Raw genomic sequence first — 19831 nt, forward strand, 5'->3', positions numbered from 1 at the left:
ATGCCCATCCGTCTTCTGTTTGTTTGTTTAGGGAATATCTGTCGCTCCCCTGCCGCTGAAGCAATCATGCAAGACCTGATCAAAAAGGCTGGTTTAGAGCATGAAATTCAGTGTGATTCCGCTGGCACTAGCAACTACCACGTCGGCGATCCCCCAGATTCTCGTATGGTGATGACGGCACGGCAACGGGGACTGCACCTAACCCATCGAGCACGCCAATTCCACACTGCCGACTTTGAAGAATTTGATCTGATTTTGGCGATGGATCGGGAAAACTACTATGACATTTTACGCCTTGACCCTGAGGGGAAATACCGTGACAAAGTGCGGCTGATGTGCGAGTTTTGCCGTCACCACGACGCAAAGGAAGTGCCTGACCCCTACTACGGCGGTCGCCAGGGGTTTGAAAAGGTGCTAGATCTGCTCACCGATGCCTGCGCAGGCCTACTGGAGTATCTCAAAACCAACTATCCCCAGCTTCAGGAGCAGTGCTGATGGACTATCGCAGTGCCGGTGTGGACGTGGCCGCGGGTCGCGCTTTTGTCGAGCAGATTCGCCCCTTGGTGCAGCGCACGCAACGACCGGAAGTGGTGGGACAATTGGGGGGCTTTGCTGGGCTGTGTCAAATTCCCAAGGGCTACCGGCAGCCGCTTTTAGTGTCAGGAACCGATGGCGTGGGCACCAAGCTGAAAATCGCGCAGACGCTCAATCGCCACAATACGGTCGGCATTGATCTGGTGGCCATGTGCGTGAACGATGTCCTTACCTGTGGCGCTGAGCCACTCTTTTTCTTGGACTACATTGCCTGTGGGCGTCTGGCGCCGGAGATTATGACCGCTGTGGTCGCGGGTATTGCCCAGGGGTGTGAAGCAGCCGGTTGTGCCCTCTTGGGGGGGGAAACAGCAGAAATGCCGGGGTTTTATGCCGAGGGGGTCTATGACCTCGCGGGTTTTTGTGTGGGCGTGGTTGAGCAGGATCAGGTGCTGGATGGCACACAGGTACAGGTGGGGGATGTGGTTTTGGGATTGGCCAGTTCTGGGCTGCACAGTAATGGCTTTAGTTTAGTGCGCAAAATTGTCAGCGATCGCCGGCTCAGTTGGCAAGATCCCCCCTTTGGCAACACCCCCCTTGGTGACCTGTGCTTAGAACCGACCCGCCTCTATGTCCAACCCATTCGTGCTGCCTTAGGCCAAGGGATTCCCATTCACGGCATGGCTCACATCACTGGTGGGGGGTTGCCCGAAAACTTGCCCCGCTGCTTGGGGGAAGGGCGATCGGCAGAACTCGACCCGCAGGCTTGGCCCATCCCTCCCCTCTTTCACTGGCTAGGGGAAATGGGAAACGTCAGCCTAGGGGAACTCTTTAACACCTTCAATATGGGCATTGGTTACACCGTTGTTTTACCGGCGTCAGCAGTGGCAGCGGCTCAGGCCTGCTTTGCTGAGTGGGGCATTGAGAGCTGGCGGATTGGCACGGTTGTTGCGGGAACCGGTGAAGTGTTGGGATTACCGGCTGCTTAATCCATTCCTGTTTACCATCCAGCCTTTTGCCCACGCCTAGGATAAAGGTGCTGGGTGCGACCACAAACGGTTAAAAAAGTCATAGCTCCCTTCCTCTCCTAAGAGTTCCGAAAAGGGCTGTCTCAAGGGGCGCTCTTTGCGTTCCTAAAGGATGATGTCTAATCGTTGTTGACGCAGGGGCGAGAGCAAGTTTGAGCAGTTCCGCTTCACGGCGAAAGATTTCCACAGTTTGGCGTCGCCAATCGGCAATCCAGTACTCCTTGGCTAGATTGACGCTCATCCCGCTAACGCTATGCCTAACGGCAGGCTCACGCCAACGCGTATAGCAGGAGATTCCCCGTTCACCGAGTCTTGGCTAGGGTTCCCTCGACGCTTAGGAGAGGTGCCCCAAAGGACACCCCCGCCAGAACCTCTCCAGGGGCATTTTCAGCACGATGCGCCCCACCGCCTATACATATTCCAAACTTGACGACACACTATCTAGATCGTGGTCGATCTGCTTGGCCTGCTGCTTAGTTAGTTTTAGTTTGTACTTGTATGTCAGGGGTAGCATGGGTGCATCATAGCTTTTAGTCGCGACCGATTTTTGGTGCTAGCTCAATATATCCAGCAACAATCTGAGATTCACTGACTGCTGCTTGACCACTACCTAACCGCTTTGCGGTATAGGCGGAGCACTGCGGCGAATTTTGGTAGAGTTTGAGTTTGATCTGGCGATCGCGCCGTTCATTTTCTGCGCCCGAAGACAAAACCTCAATCACAAGGTCTGGTGCCCCCCGGACATGACTCGCGTCATCAATCAAGGCCGTATATTTTTCCATGCTTAGCCAGACGACATCTGGAATCACATCATTGCTGGCACTAAACATGACACCCACTCCCATGCAGGCACGACCGAGACCCGTTGCTTGTGACCATGCCTGAAGTTGGCTGTAAAAGTTTCCACAAATGGTTTGATGTTGCCAGTGGGGGGCACGGGTCACTAATAGCTCTCCATCAATAATTTCCTCCCAAAGTATTCGGGTACATCCACTAGCTCTAAAATTAAATACGCAATCAGTACCATGTATATCTGGTTCACGACACCATTCACACTCTTTGTAATCAATCAGTCTGTCGTGATTTACTGCCGTTCTCATATTGTTTTTCATACGCACGATTTTTTCTACCCCTTCAAACCGTCGTTCAACACTTCTGGTTGCAGACATGAGGACTATCCTCTAGTCATTTCTATGTACCCCCTATTCTAAGAAAAGTGCTATACACTATTCTTTCGGTAAAATGTGTTCAAGCCTCAGGATCACTGTGCTAGGGTGATAAATCTTGATGCTTTGGCACCACCAATCAGCCATCCAACAATTTTTTAGATTCCGAGTTTTTTGCGAGTTTTTTTAATGACTGATCACCGACTCATTGAAAGTTATCGCCGCCTCGGGCTTCCTATCGGTGCTTCTCTGGAAGAGATTAAAACAGCCTACCGTCAATTAGCGCGGCAATATCATCCCGATATCAATCCTGAAGTGCATCAAGATCAATTTGTCGCAGTACATGAGGCCTACCGCTATTTGCTTGAACATTGGCAGGATACAGATAACGGTGACGTGGCCAAGGATACTTCTACTCCAGCGGTTAGTGTAACGGTCAAAAGGACTCATGTATCTCCTTTGACCCCTGAACAGGAGCAGTTAAAACGTCAAGCGCACAAGCAGTGGCAGCTTTTTTTGGCAGAAGAACGATTTCCACGGGCGATCGCCCTTTTAGAAAATTTAGAACGACAACTGCCTGCGGACGAAGAAGTGTTTGCTTGGCAAGCAGAAACCTACTACCAGTGGGCTGTCAAATTGATTGATCAACGCAAGTCGTCATCGGCGCGAACCTACCTCAAGAAAGCTCTACGACTGAACCCCCATAATCAGCGCCTGTGGCGAGAGATCAATCGTCAGTTCGCTCGTCTCGAGCAGAGGTCACTATAACCAAGCGGCCAAGAGTGTGACCACGCCCAAACCCGTGAGGGCAAGCCAGATGAAGGCATTCGGTAAAGGCGTAGCAGGGGGCGGTGGTTCTTGAGGTTTTGGGGTGGCAGCCGATGGCTTTTTCAGGGAATGGCTGTAGGGGGATGTGTAGGAGCGATCGCCCACATGGGATAGGTCGGGAATTTCGCTATTCCATTCAGGCCGACGTTTTAATTGGGGGGCTTCCAAAATCGCCAGCAAGCGGCGACTTTCCTGCCGCGTGTAATGGTCGGAATGGCGTTGGAGTTGACGGCAGAGGCTCACGGCTGCCTCTTGATCCCCAGCAGCACTGTAGGCAACAACTAACCAGAGGCGAATTTCCCCCGCTTGCTTGGGGTTTCCCACCGCCAACGCCGCCGCCTGTCCGAGGAAAGCAACGGACTGTTGATAGTTGCCCCGCTCGAAGGCCTCTTGTCCCTGCTGTAAGAGAGCAACTACTCTATCCGTCATGGCTCAAACAAGGCAGTGCCGTGGCTCAAACGGAAAGCAGGGGAGCCACTCGTCAGTCAGCTGCAGATGGGCTGGATACAGTTGAGGGCCGGGGTGCAGGGGGAATACCCACAGCGCCATAGGTTTCTGCATGGGTTTGGTCATCTATCGGTCACCTAGGGAAATTTGCAAAGATGAGGGGCAAAAGTAGCTTTGCGCTCTCAGTTTAGACTGATTCCTCTTCTGCAACAACAATCAGTCCCTTTTTGATCAGGGCTTGCAGGTCAGCATTGTGGGTTTTGCAGTTGCGCCAGCGGCGTTCATCGACATTTTCATTGCGACCCGGCTGGAGGGTTACCGGCCCAAAAAAGCTATCAAAGCTCATGGGTTGTTCTAGGTGGCTAATCACAGTGAGCATGGCAGTAGAGGTTAGACAGACTCTCTAGACTCTCTACTTTCAGGATAAGGCTACAGTGGATCTACTGCCGAGTTGAGTGCTGTATGATTCTTACGCGGTTGAGTCGAGTCGGGATGGCGATCGCCCTAGGGGCACTGACAAGCTGTTCACTACGTCTGCCAAATCGCACCCCGCCCACTCCCAATCCTGCGGCATCTTTGCCTCCCCTTGCCCCTCCAGATCAACCCAATGGGGGTGAGAATTTCATTGCCAAGGTGGTTGCTGAGGCAGGGCCAGCGGTGGTAAGCATTGATACGCTGCGGATGCAACCCAGTGAAGAGGATGGTTTTCTCAATCCTTTTCCCATACCCGATGTGCCGGTACGCCAAGGTCAAGGCTCTGGGTTTATATTCACCCCCGATGGCAAGGTCATGACCAATGCTCACGTGGTAGAAGGCGCTAGTGCTGTGCGAGTCACACTGCCCGATGGTCGCCAGTACGCAGGCAAAGTGGTGGGTGCTGATTCCCTGACCGATGTGGCAGTGGTGCAAATTCAGGCTAAAAATTTACCCACCGTGCAACTGGGCAATTCGGATACCCTTGTGCCCGGCGAGTGGGCGATCGCCATTGGGAACCCCTTGGGGCTGAGTAACACGGTAACGGCCGGAATTATCAGTGCCACAGGGCGTGCCAGCAATGAAATCGGCGCTGCCGATAAGCGCGTGAGCTTTATTCAGACGGATGCGGCAATTAATCCGGGGAATTCCGGGGGTCCCCTCCTGAATGCCGCCGGTCAAGTGGTGGGCGTCAACACTGCCGTGATTTCCCAAGCGCAGGGTCTGGGCTTTGCCATTCCTATTAATACTGCCTATCGCATTGCTGAGCAGATTATCGCCACCGGCCGCGCCCAACACCTCTATTTAGGAATTCGCATGGTGCAATTGACGCCGGAATTGGCGGCCAAAATCCGTCAAGATCGCCCCACGTGGCGACTACAACAAAACCAAGGCACGCTGATCATTGGCATCGCTCCCAATTCCCCTGCAGCTAAAGCAGGCCTGCAGGCGGGCGATTGGATTGTCAAGATCAACACTATCAACCAGCCTACCCCCCAACAAATCCAAAGTGTTGTCGAGCAAACCAAGTTGGGAGAGAAAGTAACCTTGGAGATTCGGCGGGGCGATCGCCAGCAAACCGTTAGCCTTCAACCGGAGCCAATGCCGCCAGAGTTGTACCCCTCCTCTCAGCCAGAATAAGTTAGCGCCAAGCCTCTGGCAGCACTGTTTCTTCCGTAAACCGGCGACCACAATAGCTAAGGCGTCCGTTAAAAATGCAACAAACTCAATAGAGGTCGCTAAGGAGCGTTGGCAGCGGTTGGGAGTAACAGGGCGGCAAGGAGCTGAGCAACCATCAAAAAATCCCCCATTATGGGACGAGAACCACCTTCCCCTGCACTAGGCGTTGGCTGAGATAGCGGTGGGCATCCGCCGCTGCACCAAGGGGAAAGGTTTTATCCACAACAACCCGCAGCTCACCCCGATCCACTAGGGTGGCAACCTGCTCAAGAATTTTGCCCTGATGGGCAAGGGCATCACTCAACTCCATGAGTTGGGGGGTCAGCATGAGCGTGAGTTGAATCAAGAGGTTGCGTTGGCGGGCAATTTTCCAGGGGGTATCGGCTGCGGGTTCCAAGAGGGTGGCCAAGGTGCCATAGGGACGCACCGCTTTGAACGTTTCACTAAAGGTTGGGCCGCCCACAGTGTCCAGTGCTAGGTCAACACCTTTGCCCTCGGTCCAATCCAAGACCGCCTGTACCCAATCCGTGGTTTGGTAGTTAATGGCAAGGGCCGCTCCCAGACCTTCAACAAAACGCGCTTTGGCTGCAGAGCTAATGGTCGTGGCAACGCGGGCGCCAGATCGCCGTGCCAGTTGAATGGCCAGATGCCCCACCCCGCCCGCCCCGGCGTGAATGAGAACGGTTTTCGCTGTCGAGAGCACATTCAAAGGGGGCACAGCACCGCGATCGCCCAGGGCTTCCCAGGCGGTGATGACTGCTAGGGGCAAGGCAGCGGCCTCGATAAATGAGAGGGATTTGGGTTTGGGGGCAACGGCAATTTCCGGGACAACGGTATATTCGGCATAACAGCCCCCGCGATCGCCCAATCCGCCGTAGCAAAAATACACTTCGTCTCCCACTCGAAATCGCTGTACTGCTGCACCCACCGCCACAACTACCCCTGCCCCATCGCAGCCGAGAATTGCGGGCCGGCGATCGGGAAAAAAGGTGCCCCGCTGTCGCAACTTGGTATCAATGGGATTGACGCTGGCTGCCCGCAGTTGAATTTTGACCTCATGGGGCGTCTGAATCTCTGGCTCAGGCACCTCCCGCAGCACTAAAACATCGGGGTCACCGAATTCTGTGATGGCAATTGCTTTCATGGCGTCTTTCACCGTCTTCTGAGTCTTCCCTGCCCAAAACAGCAGAGTCCCTATACTAATCTAGTAAGATGTCAACCCTCCGGCGATGTCCTTTACACCATGAGTTTGCTCCACGTTACTGAGGTCTATGCTGGCTATATTCCCGATGTGGATATTTTACGGGGCGTCAATTTTCGTCTCGAAGCAGGGGAGCTGGTAGCAGTCATTGGCCCCAATGGAGCAGGAAAATCAACATTGGCAAAAACAATCGCCGGTTTGTTGACGCCGCGCTTGGGCACAATCACGCTTGCAGGGGAAGATATTACCTACTTGCGCCCCAATGAAATTGTCAAAAAAGGCATCGGTTACGTTCCTCAGATTGCCAATGTCTTTCGCTCCTTGACCATTGAGGAAAACTTAGAGATGGGCGCCTTTATCAAAAGCGGCAACCTCAAGGCTCTCAAAGAACGCGTCTATGACACCTTTCCCCGCTTGGCTGAGCGCCGACAGCAACGGGCAGGGACGCTTTCGGGGGGAGAACGGCAAATGCTGGCCATGGGTCGCGCCATGATGCTGGATCCGCAAATAATGGTCTTGGATGAACCCTCCGCTGCCCTCTCGCCGGCGCTGGTCAATGATGTCTTTGCCAAAATCAAGGAGATTAATGCCCAGGGCACGGCCATTATTCTGGTGGAGCAAAATGCGCGGAAAGCCCTTGCCATGTGCGATCGCGGGTATGTCCTAGAAATGGGCAAAGATCGCTATGAGGGACTGGGCAGCGAACTGCTCAATGACCCCAAAGTGGGGGAACTCTACCTCGGCATTGTGCGGGCAGAACCCTAGGCAGCAGGGCTAAAAATGGCGGTTTCGAGGGCAATTAAGCTCTTTTCCAAATCATCATTGACAATTTGCACGTCAAATTCTGAGGCAGCGGCAATTTCCGTTTCCGCTTGGGCTAGGCGGCGGGCGATCGCCTCCTCACTGTCCTGACCGCGGCTGCGCAGGCGGTGTTCCAGTTCAGTGAGGGACGGGGGCAGAATGAAAATGTGGCGCGCTTGCGGGTAGGATTGGCGAACTTGGCGCGCCCCCTGCAGCTCAATTTCAAGGATGACCGTCTTTCCCTCTTCAATAAGCTGGAGCAGCGGATCCCGTGGGGTGCCGTAGTAGTGACCCGCAAACTCCGCCCATTCCAAGAGCTTACCCGAAGCAATCATTCCCTTAAATTCTTCCATAGACACAAAATAGTAATCCACCCCTTCCACCTCCGTGGGGCGCGGCGGACGAGTGGTCGCTGAAACCGAAAGGGCAAGCTCAGGGTGTCGCTGCCGCAGTTGGCGCAGGAGCGTTCCTTTGCCCACACCACTGGGGCCGGTAATCACAATGAGTTGTCCGGGCTGGGGCGTTGCAGTGGTCATAGTTCCATCGGGGAGAAACTTTCTAATCCTACTCTGTCTGCTCAGGGTTTTATCATTAAAGGCAGCGTGGTTGAGGAATGGCCGTGAAGATTCATTTGCCTAGTGAGAGCGAAAATGCCCGTATTGAGATGCTGCCCCTCATTGATGTGGTTTTTTGTATCCTCACGTTCTTTATTTTGGCGGCGGTGAGTTTAACGCGGCAGCAGGCCATTACATTGAATTTGCCCCAAGCCAGCACCAGTCAAGCCCAGTCCCAAAAGATGCTGGTGGTGAGCATTGATCCGGCAGGACAACTCTTTGTGGACAAAGACCCCGTCAACCGCAGTCAACTCTACGAACGCCTCGCCACGTATTTGAAAACCAATCCGGCGGGGATGGTGATTTTGCGGGCGTCCCAGGTGGTGAGCTACAACGAAGTCATCCAAGTCTTAGATCTGCTGCGCTCAGTGGGGGGTAGCCGTGTTGCCCTGGCAACCCAACCTGTCGAAAAACCCGTTCTCAGTACGGAGCCAAGCCCTCTGCCCTCACCACCGGCCACAACTCCCAATCAGACGACTCCAACCCAATAGGGTGTAACAGTGGAAACGATTCCAAGCATTCCTGCTGCTCCAGCGGGCTTTCGCTCCGGCTTCATTGCCCTAGTGGGTCGCCCCAATGTGGGTAAGTCAACGCTCTTTAACCATCTGTTGGGGCAAAAGGTGGCCATTACCTCCCCTGTGGCGCAAACTACCCGCAATCGCCTGCGGGGCATCCTAACCACGGCCACGGCGCAGTTTATTTTTGTGGATACGCCGGGTATCCATAAGCCCCACCATCGGCTCGGTGAAGTGCTGGTGCAGAATGCAAAGGGAATACTCAATCGGGTGGATGCGATTGTGTTTGTGGTGGATGCTGCCAGTCCACCCGGTCGGGGCGATCGCTACGTTGCAGATCTCTTGACAACGACCCAATCTCCCGTTCTTGTGGCCATCAATAAAATTGACCTCCTCGCAGAAGGGGAGCGCGAACCGCGGCAACAGGACTATCAAAGCCTCGGCCCTTGGCCGGCCTATCCCTGCTCAGCTTTGACTGGAGAGGGGGTAAGTCTGCTGCAATCGGCAATCGAGGAGCAGTTGCCCCTTGGCCCCTATTACTATCCGCCGGAGATGGTCACCGATCAGCCGGAGCGATTCATCATGGCGGAATTAATTCGCGAGCAAATTTTGCACCACACCCGCGAGGAGGTTCCCCATTCGGTGGCGGTGACGATTGAACAGCTACAGCAGGAGCGCCACCTGACTCGTGTCCACGCGGTGATTTACGTGGAGCGTCCCAGCCAAAAGGCCATCATTATCGGCCAAGGGGGTCAGTTGCTCAAACAAATTGGCACCGCTGCCCGCCAAGAAATGGAAACCCTCATTGGTGGCAAGATTTATCTAGAGCTGTTTGTGAAGGTACGCCCCCGCTGGCGACAGGATCGGCTGCGCTTGGCAGAGTTGGGCTATCGGATTGAGAAGGATTGAGCAATGCCGTCGCGCATCCTACGAATGGACGGGAAGCGTTATTCCCTAGTTAGCGGCGGATAGGATATGGTTTTTCTAGCCATGTATGGCACTATTGCCCGCCAGAAAAGACTTCTGGGGATCCGGGCAGATATAAGACCTGCTTGGCAAGGTACAACTGAACCTGTAAGTCCTGGCATCACCCGATTTATAAACGCAGGGAATAGGCCAAAAGTTGGCATGAACCACTTCAACCCAAAACCCCCAGGCAGAAATGACCTGGGGTGCTGCAAAGGCAAAAGTTCCCGGCGGTAGGTGAGAATGCCGCCTCCCTCTCTGGTAACAGGATTGGGAAGTCGCTTATCAGCGGAGCATTCACGTGAGGGATATAGCATTGCGAGTGGACAGGGTAGAACCAATGGGTTCCTTGGGGACGCGTTTAAGGCCTTGCGCGATCGCCATTGCCTAGGGGTGCCCCCAACGATATTGACACCCAAGAGGATGCCCAGTTTTTAGTGCGCCCTCCACTTCTTCCCCAAAATGAATTCTCGGCGTTGAAAGCGGGGGATGTCTCCACACCGCCATTGGAGATACGAGTAGCAGATATGAACCCACCGAAGGCACCTTTGGCCCTCCGGCCGAGGAGGATGTCCAGAACTTGAAAACTGGCTCTGGGCTAGCCCAGGTGATTGCTTTTGTCACGTTCCCCTTGGGGGCGTATTCGAGCGATGCCCTTGTGGCCAGCTCAACAGCAGCGAATTGTTCAGGCCAAAGACGGGGCGGATGCTTTTGCCATGGCGGGCTATTGGTACAACACCCTAATAACTGGCCAAACCACGGCCGGTGCAACCGCAGAATGCCCAAGTCCGGCAAAAATGGCAAGCTTTCCTACAGTCTCCCGCTGTCCAGTTGATCCATGGGGCAATCAACCCCTCTCGTTCCATTCGCTGAGGAGAAGTCTGCCAGCCATTGATAGAGGTCAGGAATGTTGACGTTGGGCTGAAGTAGATCTTCTTTTAGGTGCATGAGAACCTTGGCCAAGGGTTCGGCGCGATCGCGATACTCAGCAACACTGGCCAATAGATCCGCAAACACCTGTTCTTCAATTAGGGCACGCGGGGGTGGCTCAGCCGTTGCATTGCGGTAGGTTTGGTAGGCCACAGGCGTTGCTGCAAACCCCAAACGAAAAATAAAGGCATGGGAGGCCTCCTGGAGTTGCCCTTGGAGCGATCGCACAGCCAACTCACTGCGCTCAAACCCCACTTCTCCCCGCAGGGTAACTTCCACAATTGCCTCCGCCATCTCTTCCCGATGTCGCCGCACCAAGTCCTGAAGTCGGCGCTCCACCTGGGTCACGGTATCACTGGGGCTGAGGTTGAGGCTGTAGCGATAGATAGGGCGCTGCCAGTAGTCTTGCTTGAGTTCTGCCTGAGGTGGGCCATTGTCGAGGGTAACCAGCAGCACCCCGCGCGGATTTTGCTGTTGATTTTCCTGAATTGAGTTGGCCTCAACGGCGCCGGGGTTAAAAATCCAGTCCTCAACGGCATAGTGGCGATGGATATGCCCTAGGGCAAGGTAGTCCACCCCCGCTTGGCGCAGGGGGAGAAGTTCTTCATAGCGCAATGCCCCTTGGTAGCGGGAGACTTGCCCCTCAAGGCCATGGTGAAAGAGCATAATTGTGGCTCTAGGTCCTGGCGGCAATGCCTGAATTTGGCTGGCAAGCTGTTGAATGGCACGGGGAGCACTGGCGCCATACCACTGGGAACCAATGACCCGCACCCCGCAGGGAAGATCAATGTACCCACCCCGCGCCGTCTCTACATCCCAGGGGTGCAACAGACCATTTTCATCAGGCTCTAGAAGAGACAAGTAGTCTTTTTCACAGAGGTAGCGGAGCCAGTTGGATTTGACGCCGTAGGGGCAGTTGTCGTGGTTGCCCTCGATCGCCAGCACTGGAATCCCTGCCGATCGCACCTTATCGAGGACGTACTCCGCTTGATTGAGAATGCCGGGGGTAATCATGCGCTCCTCAAACAGATCCCCGGCAATCAGCACAAAATCCACTCCTGCTTCAATGGCGTAGGTTTGCAGGGCACTGTCAAAGGCGGTAAAAAAATCAAGGGTACGGCTGGGATTCTCCTGACGATACTTACTAAAGCCGAGGTGAACATCCGCAACATGGAGAAAACGCACCATTTGAGAGCATCTCCTAGGGGCGATCGCTTTCAGCGTGCCGTAGGCAATCGCTAGACAGTTGCGCAAGGCGAATTGCCCAGTTGGGAGTCGCCGCAGCGGGTTGATCTGTGGCTGCCACTTCCACCGTGCGATAGCAGGCCACAGGCAAATTCAGCAAACTAACCAGAAATGCGGCTAAATCTTCGCGACTCAGAGACCCCGTCAGGCGATCGCCTTGATCAAGGCGTAGGTCTTTGCCACCGGGCTGATCCGTCAGGCCACAGGGGCGAACAATGGTATAGGGTAGGCCACTTTGGCGCAGCAGATTTTCTGCCGCCAGTTTCCAAGTAAGGATGCCCCCCAGTTGCTCGTTGTATTGCACTGCCAAGGGCTGTCCCTTGAGGTTCAGACTTGCCTGCTGTGGACGGGTAACCCCCGCCGAACTCACCTGAATGATGCGCGGCAAGGGCACATTTCCATAGGCTTGGAGCGATTCAATCTCAAGGCTGAAAGTGCCGCGGCGGAAGTGGGGATTGAGGGCACCGTCGTACTCAAATTTGCTGAGCATCAATTGCAGCGAGTAGATTTGCCCCACATTGAGGGGCGGCGCATTGGGGGCAGTGCGTGCCCGAAACACGGGGATAAAGTGGCTGAAGGGCAATTCAACCGTGATCCACTGATCGGCCACCGTGTCAAAGGACAGGGCATAGCCGATGCCATCCCACGCTGGGTCACTGCGCAGGAAAAATTTATAGCGCTGACCATCGCCGCGAACCCGCAGTTGAATGCCCGTGTACCCTTGGAGGTTGAGGGGGGGATTGAGGTTGCGGGTACGGATGGAAACAAACCCGCCGGCATTTTCCGTAGAAACCAGCCCCGTAAAAAGAGCACTGTGCTCCTTGAGGTAAAACTGACTGGCACTGACGCCGCCCATGACCACATCATCAAGGGCACCCCAAACCTCCCTCAACGGGGGCGTGGGATAGCGGTAGTCAAAGAGGGGATAGGTGTTGGGCTGACTTTGAAAGTAGGGTTGAGCGCGTTCCAACAGATGCCGCATCCCCTCGAATTCAACGGCCTCTGGACTAGCACCGACAATTTCAAGACCCGGCGGTGGCGCGTTGGGATTGGGCTGTACCTTGGCCCCGACACAGTTGATCACCGCCCGACTACCCTGCAGGAGATCGGCGGGAAGGGGTTGAGTGACATCGGCCACTGTAATCTCTAAAAAAGGAGCGGGGGGAAGTACCTGCTCCGCCTTGGCGCGATCGCGCACCACTGCCCGCACCGCATAGCCCTGATTTAGGAGGGTTTTCACCACCGCTTGACCCGTTCGACCCGTTGCCCCCATCACCACCACTAGGCCACTGCCGCGATAGGCGGGCGGCTCAAAGAGATCCGGCAAAAGGGGTGCCAGCACAGGGCGTAGTGGCTCTAACGTTCCCACAAGCGGCAAAGCTTGAAAAAAGCGCAGGGTATCGAGAAAGCGACCGAGTTCCCAGTTATTTGCCATAAAGGGGCACCACGCTTGACCAATGGGGAAATTCTTTCCCTGCCCTTAGTGTATCGTGCCACCGGTGGGCTGCCCATGTCAGCAGGGCGCAGCCGTAGTCCCTGGGAGGGGGGGGAGCCAAGGGCCGGTAGGGGTAAAGCCAAGAGGCTAAGAGGGCTTCTGCTTCACTGTCAGCAAGTAGGCGATCGCCCCACACCGAGTTAAGACTGCCCCCCTGATAACGGTAAATGCCCAGGTATTGATGCCCCTGCTGGGCACGCCGCGACACCACCCCATCCTGTTCTCGCAGTTCATAGCGATAGTGCCAGGCGATTGTCCCAAGGCTAGATAGACCCAGAAGGGGCACCTCCAATTGCTGGGCTAAGACGCGGGCAGTCACTACCCCCAAGCGCGTTCCCGTAAAGCTACCCGGACCACAACCGACGGCGATTGCGCCTATCTCGCCCCAAGCATAGGAACCCATAAATTCATTCAGGCAGGGGTGTAGCTGGCTGGCCAGTGCACGACCCAAAAACCAAGTTTTAACCTCAAGCAATTGATGCGCCCTTAAGTCATAGAGGCCGGCAACTAGGGGGGCATCGCTTGTATCAAAACCGAGGCAGAGCAGATTAGCTCACTCCTATGGCGATCGCCACCAAGCCGGCGACTAAGAGCAATCCGCCCACCACCACCAGAGCTGCCCGTACTTTTTGCTGTCGCGTCCAAGGCTGTGCCTGATAAACTTTGGGTTCAATGGCAAAGTTGTTGAGGCGACCACCCTCCTCAATGGTATAGCGCATCGCAACACACCTCAATTCCAGATTTTCAGTGGGGCTATTCTAACAAGCAAACCTTAGGACTTTTGAGAATCCTTAACAATTTCTTGCAATTGACCGTGGCGACTGACCCGCAGCCAGCGACCCCGCCAATAGATGCGATCGCCAAAACAGCCCCCCAGCCAAATGAGAAAGCTCATTACCTCCCGCAGGGGCAATAGCCACAGCCACAACAGTAACCGAGGCGTCCCCATCAAGACCATGCTGATAATGGCCTGCAACCAGCGAATGCCCTGAACTCCCAGAAATACGCTGAGGGTCCAGGGGGTTGGAAACAGTCCCCACAGCAGAGCACTATAGACCGTGCCAAACATAAACACCATGCCAAAGTACTGATTGCCGCGATTGGCGCGAATGGAGCGTGCCCAGCGCAGTTCCCGTTGTACCGCCTTCCAGAAAGAGTCATTGCCACAGTCATTCTTCAGGATATAGGGGGAGAGTTCGACCCGATAGCCCAGTTTCCAAGCGCGGTAGCCGAGATGATAATCTTCGCCAATGCGGTCTAAAACGGCAGCAAATCCGCCCATTTGGTCTAGAACCTGACGCCGCAGGGCAACAGTTGGCCCAATGGCAAAGCGCAAGCCACCATCGAGGAGGCGGGCAACTAAAACGCCAGGGATAAAGTCAATGCAGCGACCGAGAGCCAAGAAAGCAGCTCCTAGGTGTTGGGGATGCGGGTCAATGTAGCCACAGGTCACCACCCCCACCTGCGGATCTGCAAACGGAGCTGTAATTGTCTGCAAATAGTGGGGATCCACAGCGACATCGCTATCCACCTCGACAATAATGTCGTAGCGGGCGTGGCGGAATAACTGAAAAACATTGTTTGCTTTGCGGTTGTAGCCATGCTGCTCAGAACAAAGGTACCAGCGAGCACGCTCAGGGTACTGCCGACAAATCTGATCCACGACGGAAACGGCAGCATCCATTGGCTGCTGAATCCCAAAGAGCACCTCATAGGTAGGATAATCTTGGCAACACAGGGAAGACCAGTTCTGCCATGCCCTTGCTTCTAGGCCACAAATCGGCACCAGCAGCGACACCGAAGGTGCAACGCGAGGGGGAGTAGGGCGCTTGCGGCTAAAGAACTGCCATGTTACCCCCAAGGCTACGCAATAGAAGAGGCTGCCAGTGAGGGTGAGAAGGAAGAGCAGTCCGCCTAGGAGTTCGCGGATCATCAATCACCAATCCTGCCGCTGAGAGGAGAACTGGCACTGGCGTAGGCTTTTACGGGGATGCGCCCTGCAAGGTAGGCAAGACGGCCAGCAGTGGTTGCAAGTGCCATAGCCTTGGCCATTGCCGGGGCATTGCCCGCTTGGGCGATCGCGGTATTAATCAAAAGGGCATCGGCGCCCAACTCCATTGCCGCGGCAGCCTCACTGGGGGTGCCAATTCCAGCATCAATGACAACGGGAACATGCGCCTGCTCAATGATGATTTGAATATTGGCGGCATTGCGTAGCCCTTGGCCTGAACCAATGGGGGAGGCAAGGGGCATCACGGTGACACAGCCCACTTCCTCAAGGCGTTTGGCCAGCAGGGGATCCGCATTGATGTAGGGAAGAACGGCAAATCCTTCCTTGACCAGTTGCTCTGCGGCTGTGAGCGTGCCAAAGGGATCCGGCAGCAGGTACTTCGGGTCGGGAATGACCTCTAGCTTCACAAAGTTGTTGTCCTCTTGACCAAGGAGCTTAGCCATTTCCCGACCTAAACGGGCAACGCGAATTGCCTCTTCTGCGGTTTGGCAACCTGCGGTGTTGGGCAGGAGCCAAATTTTCGACCAATCTAGGGCATCCACAAGGCCTTCATGACCAGGCGCATTGGTCTGGACGCGACGGACAGCCACCGTAACAATTTCACAGCCACTGGCGGCAACACTCGCTTGTAAATCAGCAATGGAGCGGTATTTGCCGGTGCCGGTCATCAGGCGTGAATGGAACTGCCGCCCGGCGATTGTGAGCGGGGTATCTTGAATCAACAGCTCAGGAGCAGGTGCAGTCACCATGATGCACTTGTGAAGTGAAAAGTAGGAGGGCTTGCCTTTCTACCATACAGCCTTTTTTACACCGATTGGGTTCTATAGCTTCTGTCGTAAAGCCGCGACCTTGGATAACTTGTGGCATGATAGAGGCACCATACCTATGGGAGTGCAACATTGGCGCATGGCACACATTGGCAACAATGCCGCCATTCAGGCTGCCGATCGCCTGCTACGTCAATATGGGTTTGATCTCGATGGCTCCTCGGTTGAAGCCATTTTAGATCGCTGGCTGCGTCACTTCCCGCCCCGTTGGATTCGCCTCGCCCTCATTGAAGCCCTTTATCTAGGGCGCTATAAAGCCATCTCTGTTGAGCAGATTTTACAACTGTGGCAACGGCGTGAGCAACCCATCTATCACTTCAACAGCGAGTTTGAAGCCATCATCTGCCAGTCACTGCCGATTAGTGTGCCTGAAGCTGGCTCCTCCCGTCCCTCAGAACCCCGTACTGATACAAGAATTAGTGAATTTCATCCTGATTTAGCCCCTGACCCGTTCGTTGCCAAATTAACCGGTATTGTGCAGCGGTGGCAGTCCCAACACTCCCTTGTGGAGCAGGGCGATCGCACCGCCTAGGCGGTTGCAGGTTATACTCTTTGGGGTAAGATTTGGCACCTCCACCTATGGCTGTTTTTGAAGGCACCTATTCAGTTCGGGGAACCCCTCGCTTTGGCATCGTGATTTCCCGCTTCAATGACTTGATTACAACCAAGCTCCTAGAGGGCTGCCAAGATTGCCTGCGCCGCCATGGGGTTGACCCCAATCCCCATGGTTCTCAAGTGGACTATGCTTGGGTACCCGGTAGTTTTGAAATTCCCCTAGTGGCAGCTCAACTGGCGGCTAGTCGTCGCTACGCAGCAATTATCTGCTTGGGTGCTATCATCCGTGGCCAAACTCCCCACTTTGACTATGTGGCTGCTGAAGTTACCAAAGGCATTGCCACCGCCTCGATGCAAACCGGGGTGCCCATTATCTACGGCATCCTTACCACAGACACCATGCAACAGGCGCTCGAACGGGCCGGCATCAAAAGCAACAAAGGTTGGGAATACGCCCTCAACGCCCTTGAAATGGCAAGCCTAATGCAAATCCTTCCCACTAATATCAATCCGCCTGCGGCCAAACTGACCCCCACTACACCTGCCCTTACCGAGGGGTAAAACCAAGGACTGAACCGGTTCGGCTATTCTCCCATTCTCAAGGAGCGTAAAATGGGCTTATATTCCTAGGAGGCATGGCATTGGCACAGGGATTACGGGTTGGCATCTTAGGGGCTACAGGTGCCGTTGGTACGGAAATTTTGACCATTTTGGCGGAGCGATCGTTTCCAGTAGCCGAGTTGCGTCTTTTGGCTTCACCGCGTTCAGCGGGTCAAACCCTCTCTTTTGGTGGGACGGTGCTGCCGGTACAGGCGGTGAGCGAGGAAACCCTCAAGGGGCTGGATTTGATTTTGGCGTCGGCGGGGGCAACTGTGTCGCGGCAGTGGCTACCGATCGCCATCAAAGGGGGAGCGATCGCCATCGATAATTCCAGTGCCTATCGCATGGAACCCAATGTGCCTTTGGTGGTGCCCGAAGTCAACCCTGAAGATCTAAAAACACACCAAGGCATTATTGCCAATCCCAACTGCACCACGATTTTGATGACAGTGGCACTATGGCCATTGCATCGGGTGCGGCCAATTCGGCGCATTGTCGCGGCTACCTACCAGTCTGCCAGTGGGGCGGGAGCTAAGGCCATGCAAGAACTCAAGGATCAAGCCCTCGATATTCTCAAGGGGCAACCACCGCGCACAGAGGTCTTTCCCTACCCTTTGGCCTTTAACCTGTTTCCCCACAATTCTCCTTTGAATGAGCAGGGCTACTGCCAAGAGGAGATGAAGATGGTCAATGAAACCCGCAAAATTTTCCATGCCCCAGAGTTGCGGCTGACGGCTACCTGTGTTCGAGTTCCAGTGCTGCGTGCCCATTCAGAGGCGCTGAATGTGGAATTTTTTGAGCCTTTTCCGCTGCAAGAGGCGCGCGATCGCCTACAACAGGCGGCAGGAGTCCAGTTTGTTGAGGATTGGCAGCGCAACTATTTTCCCATGCCCCTAGAGGCCACAGGCAAGGATCCCGTGCTGGTGGGACGGCTGCGCCAAGATATTTCCGAACCCAATGCCCTTGAACTGTGGCTGTGTGGCGATCAAATCCGTAAGGGAGCAGCCTTGAATGCGGTGCAAATTGCCGAATCCCTGATTGCCCAAGGGTTAATTTAAGCAAAAAAGGCTGACTACGGTTGGGGATAGCCTGCCGCCAGGGGAATAGGAACAGGTTGGTATTCATCAAGTCCCTGGAAACACTGCCCCCTCCAAATAGGCCTCAAAGTGCTCCTGAAAATACAGCCAAGAAGTCATATCGGCACCCTCGCGATATTCGGTAGGGGCTTCACGGTATCGGGGCAGTCGTTCTAATTGCTCTTGCAAAAGCGAGGGTAAATCTTCAACGGTGAGGGCTTTGCGGCCTGTGGCACTATAAATGAGATAGCCGGGGCGATCGCCCATCTTCATCCAAGGCAGCCAAGGGCCAATTCGACTCCAACACAAGTGAACATCGGCAATTGTCTCCGTATCCTGCTGTAAATCAGCAGTAGCCACCGTGAGCTTAAAGAGTTCCGCCGCTTGGTAGATGGGCTGGGGGCTGTAGGGCCGAAACCGTTCCTCACCCCCAAGGGGGTTGTCGTAATAGGGAAACAGATCAAACTGAAAGGTAGTGGTGTGTTCACTGACTTGAGCAGGCACCTCGCGGCGAAATAGCCCCTGCACGGGATCATTAACCACGGGAAGGACAGGCACTGTTTCTTCTGTCCAAGGGTTGTGCCAGCGATCACACACCGATTGACGCTCCGGATCAAGATAAAACGTCAACTCACGGGAGAGAAAATACCACCCCCCCTCCGGATGGGGCAAACAGCGAGCGGCACTCATGCCAACAATGTTGAATAGATGACGGTGACGCTCTTGGGGAACAAAGCTATACACGGCTCCCTGCCACGCGATAAACGTGGTCTTGCCCGTCAGATCCGCCCGTACCCGCACCCAATCGCGAGCACTCAGGCATTTTTGAACAAATTCAGCGGCGGGCATGGCTACTCCACGGGAATATTGGCAGCTTGCAATTGCACATCCTGATTGGGATAGCTAGCAAGGCGCAGGGTCAAGGTTTTTGTATTACCGAGGAGGCTTTTGGGAATAAGAATCGTGCCTTTGACCAGATCACTGCCGGCGGGCAATTCCGTCGGTAGGCCTTCGGTCAGGGCGCTCAAAAGGGTGCCTTTGTCATTTTTGATTTCGAGGAAGGTGTAGATAAACTGTACCCCTTGGCTACTGTCGTTTTTCAAGCTAACGTGCAGGGCTAAATCTTGGCCAATAGTGTCCACACGGCTAATTTCCAAGCGCACTCCCTTGTCCTCAGCCACAATGGGCAATGGCCGACTGGCTTCTGAGTCCGTTGCCGGCGGTTCATTGGAGGCGGTGGGGGCCGGCACAATCTCGCGATCGCCAGAGCTTTGGGTCATTTCGGCAATGCGAGCCTTGGTTTGGGCAATGATCTGTGCTTCGTCCAGAATGGGCGATCGCT

At 54.8% G+C, this 19831-nt stretch carries 22 protein-coding genes and 2 pseudogenes; 10 read left to right on the plus strand and 14 right to left on the minus strand.

What is annotated here, in order from left to right:
* Positions 1 to 495 carry a low molecular weight protein-tyrosine-phosphatase gene (locus tag Q0711_RS02170; protein ID WP_298615223.1) on the plus strand — a complete coding sequence of 165 codons (495 nt, stop codon included), beginning with the start codon at positions 1 to 3 and terminating at the stop codon, positions 493 to 495.
* Positions 495 to 1520, plus strand: coding sequence for a phosphoribosylformylglycinamidine cyclo-ligase (gene purM, locus Q0711_RS02175; RefSeq protein ID WP_298615226.1), 1026 nt, complete (start codon positions 495 to 497; stop codon positions 1518 to 1520). The genes Q0711_RS02170 and purM overlap by 1 nt, the downstream gene beginning before the upstream one ends.
* A 569-nt stretch (positions 1521 to 2089) precedes the next feature.
* Here purM and Q0711_RS02180 read toward each other — a convergent pair.
* Together Q0711_RS02180 and Q0711_RS02185 are read right to left on the minus strand one after the other, a co-directional pair.
* The gene (locus Q0711_RS02180; protein ID WP_298611425.1) at positions 2090 to 2503 is read right to left on the minus strand and encodes a Uma2 family endonuclease; all 414 of its coding nucleotides are present in this window, start codon (positions 2501 to 2503) and stop codon (positions 2090 to 2092) included.
* 14 nt (positions 2504 to 2517) lie between these two features.
* Positions 2518 to 2634 (minus strand): annotated as a pseudogene (locus Q0711_RS02185) (IS4 family transposase); the annotation flags it as partial.
* Positions 2635 to 2914: 280 nt separating this feature from the next.
* Between Q0711_RS02185 and Q0711_RS02190 the strand changes: the two are divergent.
* A complete protein-coding gene (locus Q0711_RS02190) occupies positions 2915 to 3493 on the plus strand; it encodes a DnaJ domain-containing protein (protein WP_298611428.1) in 579 nt (192 codons plus the stop codon).
* Here Q0711_RS02190 and Q0711_RS02195 read toward each other — a convergent pair.
* The gene (locus Q0711_RS02195) at positions 3488 to 3982 is read right to left on the minus strand and encodes a hypothetical protein (RefSeq protein ID WP_298611431.1); all 495 of its coding nucleotides are present in this window, start codon (positions 3980 to 3982) and stop codon (positions 3488 to 3490) included. The genes Q0711_RS02190 and Q0711_RS02195 overlap by 6 nt on opposite strands.
* A 205-nt stretch (positions 3983 to 4187) precedes the next feature.
* Complete coding sequence (locus Q0711_RS02200; RefSeq protein WP_298611434.1) at positions 4188 to 4379, minus strand: hypothetical protein; 192 nt, start codon at positions 4377 to 4379, stop codon at positions 4188 to 4190.
* An 83-nt stretch (positions 4380 to 4462) separates the two neighbouring features.
* Here Q0711_RS02200 and Q0711_RS02205 point away from each other — a divergent pair, with 83 nt between their 5' ends.
* Complete coding sequence (locus Q0711_RS02205) at positions 4463 to 5614, plus strand: trypsin-like peptidase domain-containing protein (RefSeq protein WP_298611437.1); 1152 nt, start codon at positions 4463 to 4465, stop codon at positions 5612 to 5614.
* 169 nt (positions 5615 to 5783) lie between these two features.
* On the opposite strand, the gene Q0711_RS02210 is transcribed toward Q0711_RS02205, so the two are convergent.
* Entirely contained in the window at positions 5784 to 6797 is a 1014-nt protein-coding gene (locus tag Q0711_RS02210; RefSeq protein WP_298611439.1) for a zinc-dependent alcohol dehydrogenase family protein, read from the minus strand.
* A 99-nt stretch (positions 6798 to 6896) separates the two neighbouring features.
* Between Q0711_RS02210 and Q0711_RS02215 the strand changes: the two genes are divergently transcribed.
* Positions 6897 to 7619: an ABC transporter ATP-binding protein gene (locus tag Q0711_RS02215; protein ID WP_298611442.1), complete on the plus strand. Its 723-nt coding sequence runs from the start codon at positions 6897 to 6899 to the stop codon at positions 7617 to 7619.
* Here Q0711_RS02215 and gmk read toward each other — a convergent pair.
* A complete protein-coding gene (gene gmk, locus Q0711_RS02220) occupies positions 7616 to 8191 on the minus strand; it encodes a guanylate kinase (protein ID WP_298611445.1) in 576 nt (191 codons plus the stop codon). The two genes, Q0711_RS02215 and gmk, sit on opposite strands and share 4 nt — an antisense overlap.
* A 77-nt stretch (positions 8192 to 8268) precedes the next feature.
* On the opposite strand from gmk, the gene Q0711_RS02225 reads away from it, so the two are divergent.
* Together Q0711_RS02225 and era are read left to right on the plus strand one after the other, a co-directional pair.
* Positions 8269 to 8760: a biopolymer transporter ExbD gene (locus Q0711_RS02225; RefSeq protein WP_298611448.1), complete on the plus strand. Its 492-nt coding sequence runs from the start codon at positions 8269 to 8271 to the stop codon at positions 8758 to 8760.
* A gap of 9 nt (positions 8761 to 8769) precedes the next feature.
* Complete coding sequence (era, locus tag Q0711_RS02230; RefSeq protein WP_298611450.1) at positions 8770 to 9693, plus strand: GTPase Era; 924 nt, start codon at positions 8770 to 8772, stop codon at positions 9691 to 9693.
* An 867-nt stretch (positions 9694 to 10560) separates the two neighbouring features.
* On the opposite strand, the gene Q0711_RS02235 is transcribed toward era, so the two are convergent.
* The 6 genes and pseudogenes from Q0711_RS02235 to Q0711_RS02260 all read right to left on the minus strand — a co-directional run.
* The gene (locus Q0711_RS02235) at positions 10561 to 11868 is read right to left on the minus strand and encodes a DNA repair exonuclease (RefSeq protein ID WP_299041454.1); all 1308 of its coding nucleotides are present in this window, start codon (positions 11866 to 11868) and stop codon (positions 10561 to 10563) included.
* Between the two features lie 13 nt (positions 11869 to 11881).
* Positions 11882 to 13360: a CIA30 family protein gene (locus Q0711_RS02240; RefSeq protein ID WP_298612076.1), complete on the minus strand. Its 1479-nt coding sequence runs from the start codon at positions 13358 to 13360 to the stop codon at positions 11882 to 11884.
* Complete coding sequence (gene tsaB, locus Q0711_RS02245; protein WP_298612081.1) at positions 13350 to 13967, minus strand: tRNA (adenosine(37)-N6)-threonylcarbamoyltransferase complex dimerization subunit type 1 TsaB; 618 nt, start codon at positions 13965 to 13967, stop codon at positions 13350 to 13352. Before tsaB ends, Q0711_RS02240 begins: the two co-directional genes overlap by 11 nt.
* Position 13968: 1 nt before the next feature.
* Entirely contained in the window at positions 13969 to 14139 is a 171-nt protein-coding gene (locus tag Q0711_RS02250) for a ssl1498 family light-harvesting-like protein (RefSeq protein WP_298612073.1), read from the minus strand.
* A 53-nt stretch (positions 14140 to 14192) separates the two neighbouring features.
* A complete protein-coding gene (locus Q0711_RS02255; RefSeq protein WP_298612071.1) occupies positions 14193 to 15353 on the minus strand; it encodes a glycosyltransferase in 1161 nt (386 codons plus the stop codon).
* Positions 15353 to 16159 (minus strand): annotated as a pseudogene (locus Q0711_RS02260) (thiazole synthase); the annotation flags it as partial. The gene Q0711_RS02255 and the pseudogene Q0711_RS02260, both read right to left, overlap by 1 nt.
* 157 nt (positions 16160 to 16316) lie before the next feature.
* Here Q0711_RS02260 and Q0711_RS02265 point away from each other — a divergent pair.
* From Q0711_RS02265 to Q0711_RS02275, 3 genes are all read left to right on the plus strand, one after another.
* Positions 16317 to 16790 carry a hypothetical protein gene (locus tag Q0711_RS02265; RefSeq protein WP_298612065.1) on the plus strand — a complete coding sequence of 158 codons (474 nt, stop codon included), beginning with the start codon at positions 16317 to 16319 and terminating at the stop codon, positions 16788 to 16790.
* 47 nt (positions 16791 to 16837) lie between these two features.
* Positions 16838 to 17374 (plus strand): 6,7-dimethyl-8-ribityllumazine synthase, encoded by a 537-nt coding sequence (gene ribH, locus Q0711_RS02270; RefSeq protein ID WP_298617071.1) that lies wholly within the window; start codon positions 16838 to 16840, stop codon positions 17372 to 17374.
* 74 nt (positions 17375 to 17448) lie between these two features.
* Complete coding sequence (locus tag Q0711_RS02275) at positions 17449 to 18471, plus strand: aspartate-semialdehyde dehydrogenase (RefSeq protein ID WP_298617069.1); 1023 nt, start codon at positions 17449 to 17451, stop codon at positions 18469 to 18471.
* A 66-nt stretch (positions 18472 to 18537) separates the two neighbouring features.
* Here Q0711_RS02275 and Q0711_RS02280 read toward each other — a convergent pair whose 3' ends face one another.
* Positions 18538 to 19338, minus strand: a complete 801-nt coding sequence (locus Q0711_RS02280) for a DUF1838 domain-containing protein (RefSeq protein WP_299041458.1) — start codon at positions 19336 to 19338, stop codon at positions 18538 to 18540.
* A 2-nt stretch (positions 19339 to 19340) separates the two neighbouring features.
* A partial coding sequence (locus Q0711_RS02285) for a hypothetical protein (RefSeq protein WP_299041461.1) occupies positions 19341 to 19831 on the minus strand: 491 nt, incomplete at its 5' end.

The sequence above is a fragment of the uncultured Thermosynechococcus sp. genome (assembly GCF_937958135.1).
In the GTDB taxonomy this organism is placed as follows: domain Bacteria; phylum Cyanobacteriota; class Cyanobacteriia; order Thermosynechococcales; family Thermosynechococcaceae; genus Thermosynechococcus.

Bases quoted from the DNA above. Each gene is read 5' to 3' on its own strand.
- Q0711_RS02170 (WP_298615223.1), top strand. From the start codon at position 1: ATGCCCATCCGTCTTCTGTTTGTTTGTTTAGGGAATATCTGTCGCTCC.
- purM (WP_298615226.1), top strand. From the start codon at position 495: ATGGACTATCGCAGTGCCGGTGTGGACGTGGCCGCGGGTCGCGCTTTT.
- Q0711_RS02190 (WP_298611428.1), top strand. From the start codon at position 2,915: ATGACTGATCACCGACTCATTGAAAGTTATCGCCGCCTCGGGCTTCCT.
- Q0711_RS02195 (WP_298611431.1), bottom strand. From the start codon at position 3,982: ATGACGGATAGAGTAGTTGCTCTCTTACAGCAGGGACAAGAGGCCTTC.
- Q0711_RS02200 (WP_298611434.1), bottom strand. From the start codon at position 4,379: ATGCTCACTGTGATTAGCCACCTAGAACAACCCATGAGCTTTGATAGC.
- Q0711_RS02205 (WP_298611437.1), top strand. From the start codon at position 4,463: ATGATTCTTACGCGGTTGAGTCGAGTCGGGATGGCGATCGCCCTAGGG.
- Q0711_RS02210 (WP_298611439.1), bottom strand. From the start codon at position 6,797: ATGAAAGCAATTGCCATCACAGAATTCGGTGACCCCGATGTTTTAGTG.
- Q0711_RS02215 (WP_298611442.1), top strand. From the start codon at position 6,897: ATGAGTTTGCTCCACGTTACTGAGGTCTATGCTGGCTATATTCCCGAT.
- gmk (WP_298611445.1), bottom strand. From the start codon at position 8,191: ATGACCACTGCAACGCCCCAGCCCGGACAACTCATTGTGATTACCGGC.
- Q0711_RS02225 (WP_298611448.1), top strand. From the start codon at position 8,269: ATGGCCGTGAAGATTCATTTGCCTAGTGAGAGCGAAAATGCCCGTATT.
- Q0711_RS02235 (WP_299041454.1), bottom strand. From the start codon at position 11,868: ATGGTGCGTTTTCTCCATGTTGCGGATGTTCACCTCGGCTTTAGTAAG.
- Q0711_RS02240 (WP_298612076.1), bottom strand. From the start codon at position 13,360: ATGGCAAATAACTGGGAACTCGGTCGCTTTCTCGATACCCTGCGCTTT.
- Q0711_RS02250 (WP_298612073.1), bottom strand. From the start codon at position 14,139: ATGCGCTATACCATTGAGGAGGGTGGTCGCCTCAACAACTTTGCCATT.
- Q0711_RS02255 (WP_298612071.1), bottom strand. From the start codon at position 15,353: ATGATCCGCGAACTCCTAGGCGGACTGCTCTTCCTTCTCACCCTCACT.
- Q0711_RS02265 (WP_298612065.1), top strand. From the start codon at position 16,317: ATGGGAGTGCAACATTGGCGCATGGCACACATTGGCAACAATGCCGCC.
- ribH (WP_298617071.1), top strand. From the start codon at position 16,838: ATGGCTGTTTTTGAAGGCACCTATTCAGTTCGGGGAACCCCTCGCTTT.
- Q0711_RS02275 (WP_298617069.1), top strand. From the start codon at position 17,449: ATGGCATTGGCACAGGGATTACGGGTTGGCATCTTAGGGGCTACAGGT.
- Q0711_RS02280 (WP_299041458.1), bottom strand. From the start codon at position 19,338: ATGCCCGCCGCTGAATTTGTTCAAAAATGCCTGAGTGCTCGCGATTGG.